Annotated in this window: 3 protein-coding genes; 2 read left to right on the forward strand and 1 reads right to left on the reverse strand. The window is 75.5% G+C overall.

The genetic code is table 11. The features are described from left to right. Positions 1 to 709: 709 nt before the first annotated feature. Complete coding sequence (locus ACFXA3_RS38925; RefSeq protein WP_385195515.1) at positions 710 to 1,213, reverse strand: MarR family winged helix-turn-helix transcriptional regulator; 504 nt, start codon at positions 1,211 to 1,213, stop codon at positions 710 to 712. 124 nt (positions 1,214 to 1,337) lie between these two features. Between ACFXA3_RS38925 and ACFXA3_RS38930 the strand changes: the two genes are divergently transcribed. Continuing rightward, positions 1,338 to 2,159: an NAD(P)H-binding protein gene (locus ACFXA3_RS38930; RefSeq protein ID WP_385195518.1), complete on the forward strand. Its 822-nt coding sequence runs from the start codon at positions 1,338 to 1,340 to the stop codon at positions 2,157 to 2,159. A gap of 188 nt (positions 2,160 to 2,347) precedes the next feature. Then, entirely contained in the window at positions 2,348 to 3,391 is a 1,044-nt protein-coding gene (locus ACFXA3_RS38935; RefSeq protein WP_385195520.1) for a LacI family DNA-binding transcriptional regulator, read from the forward strand. Positions 3,392 to 3,429: the final 38 nt, after the last annotated feature.

The following is a 3,429-nucleotide window of genomic DNA, read 5'->3' on the forward strand; positions in this document are numbered from 1 at the left end:
GCGGGCGCGGTCCCTTTCCGCGGGGGGGCGGGCGCGGCCACCGGCTGGGCGGTTAGGGCGGCGGGCGCGGCCACCGCGGCGGTGCCGTTCCGGGCAGCGCCCGCGCCGGGCACGGCCTTGCGGGGGCGGCGCTTGGTGGAGGCCTGGGAGACCCCGTAGCCCACCAGGACGGGCTGGCGCGCGGCGGGGGCGGGCTCCTCGGCCGGCTGCTCGGCGGCGACAGGGGCGGCGGCCGGTGCGGCGACGGCCGCGGCCGGGGGGGCGGGCGCCCCGCGGGGCGCCCCGCGACGGCGCCGGCGTCGCCGATGCCGTCGCGTTCGTTGACGAGCAGGAGCGTCCCGATGGGGCACAGCGCGGCGGGCAGGCGCGCGAGGAACGCGTGGACGGGCAGGGCGGTACCGCCGAGCGCGAAGACTCCGCGGAAGCCGCCGGGGACGGCGGACGTGGATCCGGAACCGGATGCGGACACCGGGCAACCTCCATCCGCACGCCGACCCTCCCGTGTCTCCGGCGCGCTGCGTTGCCCGTTGGGCGGGACCGTAGCCGTGGAACGCGCGCTTCGGTAGGCCCCGGGAGCCGACGAGCCCGGGAGGCCGGGAGCCCGGTCGTGGGAGTGCGGGAGCCTGGCTGCGGGAGTGCGGGAGTGCGGGAGTGCGGGAGTGCGGGACCGCGGTCGTGGCAGTGTGGCCGCGCGAGGCCGGCCGGGAGGTCAGCCGCCGGAGTTCAGGCGCTGGGCCTGGGCCCGGCCGACCTCGGCGGCGCGGTGCAGGTAGTCGGCGATGATGGCGAGTTCGGAGTCGGAGTAGCTCTCCAGGACGGCGCCGAAGGCCCGGCCGGGGGTGTCCCAGGCCGCGCCGATCCGCTGCCGGGCCTCGGGGGCGAGGGAGACGAGGGAGCGGCGCCGGTCGTGGGGGTCGGCGTGCCGCTCGACGATGCCTGCCTTGACCAGCCGGTCGACGAGGCGGGTGGCGGAGCCCGAGGTCAGGCCGGTGAGGCGGGCGATGTCGCCGGTGCTGACGGGGCCGGGCTCCATGTCCAGGAGGGCGACGCACTGCATGTCGGTGGGGTGCAGGCCGACGTGGTCGGCCATCGCCTGGTTGAAGAGCGAGTAGTCGGCGTAGTGCCGCTGGCTCTCGGTGACGATGCGCGCGAGCAGCTCGGCGCGGCTCCAGTCCTCGCGGGCCTCACTCGAACGAGGGAAATCGGTTGACATCGGGGTCTCCCTGCCTGAAATTTATCTGTGTAGCGCAGAATATTCGTGATGCAGAATCTGTGCCACGTTGACATCCTAGCGTGAACAACGCTCAGGAATCAGGAATCAGGAAGCAGGAACCACCATGTCGATCCTCGTCACCGGCGCCCGCGGCTCCGTCGCCCGCGGTCTCGTCCCCCTCCTCGCCGCCCAGGGCGTCCCTCACCGCCTCGCCTCCCGGGCCCCGGACTCACCGGGCACGGTCCACTGCGACCTCGGTGACCCCTCGACCTTCGCCGGCGCCCTGGCCGGCATCCGGTCGGTCTTCCTCTATGCCGAGGCCTCCGCGATCGAGGCCTTCGTCAACGAGGCCGTCTCCGCCGGAGTCGAGCACGTCGTGATCCTGTCCTCCTCCTCGGTGCTCGCCGCCGGCGCCGCCGACAGCCCGCTGGCCGCCGCTCATCTCGCCGTGGAGGAGGCCCTGCTGGCCTCCCCGCTGCACACCACCCTGCTGCGCCCCGGGGCCTTCGCGCGCAACGCCCTCGGCTGGGCCCGGTTGCTGAAGTCCGGCTGCCCGGTGCGGCTGCCCTACCCGGGGTCCCACGGCGATCCGGTCCATGAGGCCGACCTCGCCGAAGCCGCGTCCGCCGTCCTCGCCGACCCGGCCCTCGGCGGGCGCGCCTACCACCTGACCGGCCCGCAGTCGCTGTCGTTCGCGACACAGCTCGCGATACTCGGCGAGGTCCTGGGAACCCCCGTGCCGTTCGAGTCCGTGCCCCCCGAGCAGTGGAAGTCCGAGGTCGACGGGTACATACCCGGCCCCTACGCCGACGCGCTCCTGGACTACTGGGCGGCCGGCGACGGGCGCCCGGTCGAGATCACCGACGCCGTGGAGCGCCTCACCGGGCACCCGGCCCGCACCTTCGAGACCTGGGCCCGGGACCACGCGGACGCCTTCCGCGGCTAGCACGGCAGGGCCCTGGGCGGAGCCGGGCGTGGCCGTGCGGCCTCGGCGGACGGTCCGGGCGCTTGCCCGCGGCCTCGTGGGTCAGCCCGGAGGCCGGCGGTCTCGGCAGGTTCCGTCGGCTGGCGGCGCAATAGATCTGGGAGCGCTCCCACTGCCCTCAAGGGGTAGATTCACAACGGGAGGCAGCCATGAACGGGCATGGGCGCGGCGGGGGTCGGCCGACGCTGGAAGAGGTCGCGGTGCGCGCCGGGGTCGGGCGCGGCACGGTCTCCCGGGTGATCAACGGATCGTCCAAGGTCAGCGAGCGCACCCGGGCCGCCGTCGAGGCCGCCGTCGCGGAACTCGGGTACGTCCCGAACCGCGCCGCCCGGGCCCTGGCCGCCAACCGCGCCGATGCCGTCGCCCTGGTCGTTCCCGAGACCCAGTCCCGCTTCTTCACCGAGCCGTACTTCTCCGACATGGTCCGCGGGGTCGGCGCCGCCCTCGCCGAGACCGACGTCCAGCTGGTCCTCACCCTCGCCGGCAGCGACCACGAGCGCCGCCGGCTGGCGCAGTACCTGTCCGCGCACCGCGTCGACGGGGTGCTGCTCGTCGCCGTCCACGCCGACGACCCGCTGCCCGGGCTGCTGGCCGGGCTCGGCATCCCGGTGGTGATCAGCGGCCGCCGCTCCGCCGCCGAGACGCTGCCGTTCGTGGACTGCGACAACCTGGCGGGCGCTGCCGGGGCGGTACGCCACCTCCTCGGCCGGGGCCGGCGTGCGACGGCCACCATCACGGGACCGCTGGACGTGTACGGGGCGCGGTGCCGGCTCGACGGCTACCGTCAGGCCCTGACGGCCGCCGGGGTCCCGGTCGACGAGCTGCTGATCGCGGGCGGCGACTTCACGGAGGAGGGTGGCCGGCGGGCCATGCGCGAGCTGCTGGAGCGCCGCCCCGGCCTCGACGCGGTCTTCGCCGCCTCCGACGTGATGGCGGTGGGCGCCCGCCGTGAGCTGCGCGCGGCCGGCCGCCGGATACCCGAGGACGTGGCGCTGGTCGGGTTCGACGACTCGGTGCTGGCCCGGCACATGGATCCGCCGCTGACGAGCGTGCGCCAGCCGGTGGAGGAGATGGGCCGGGCCATGGCGCGCGCCCTGCTGGCGCGGATCGCCGGGGAAGCGGCCGGGCCGGGGGAGCCCGGCGGTGCGGCCGTGGTGCTGCCGACCGAGCTGGTGGTGCGGGAATCCTCGTAGGACCCGGGCAACGCAGAGGGCCCCGGTCCGCTTTCGCG

Source organism: Streptomyces sp. NPDC059456 (genome assembly GCF_042750055.1).
Taxonomy (GTDB): domain Bacteria; phylum Actinomycetota; class Actinomycetes; order Streptomycetales; family Streptomycetaceae; genus Streptomyces.

Coding starts and splice junctions, on each gene's coding strand:
- ACFXA3_RS38925 (WP_385195515.1), bottom strand. CDS start 1,213: ATGTCAACCGATTTCCCTCGTTCGAGTGAGGCCCGCGAGGACTGGAGC.
- ACFXA3_RS38930 (WP_385195518.1), top strand. CDS start 1,338: ATGTCGATCCTCGTCACCGGCGCCCGCGGCTCCGTCGCCCGCGGTCTC.
- ACFXA3_RS38935 (WP_385195520.1), top strand. CDS start 2,348: ATGAACGGGCATGGGCGCGGCGGGGGTCGGCCGACGCTGGAAGAGGTC.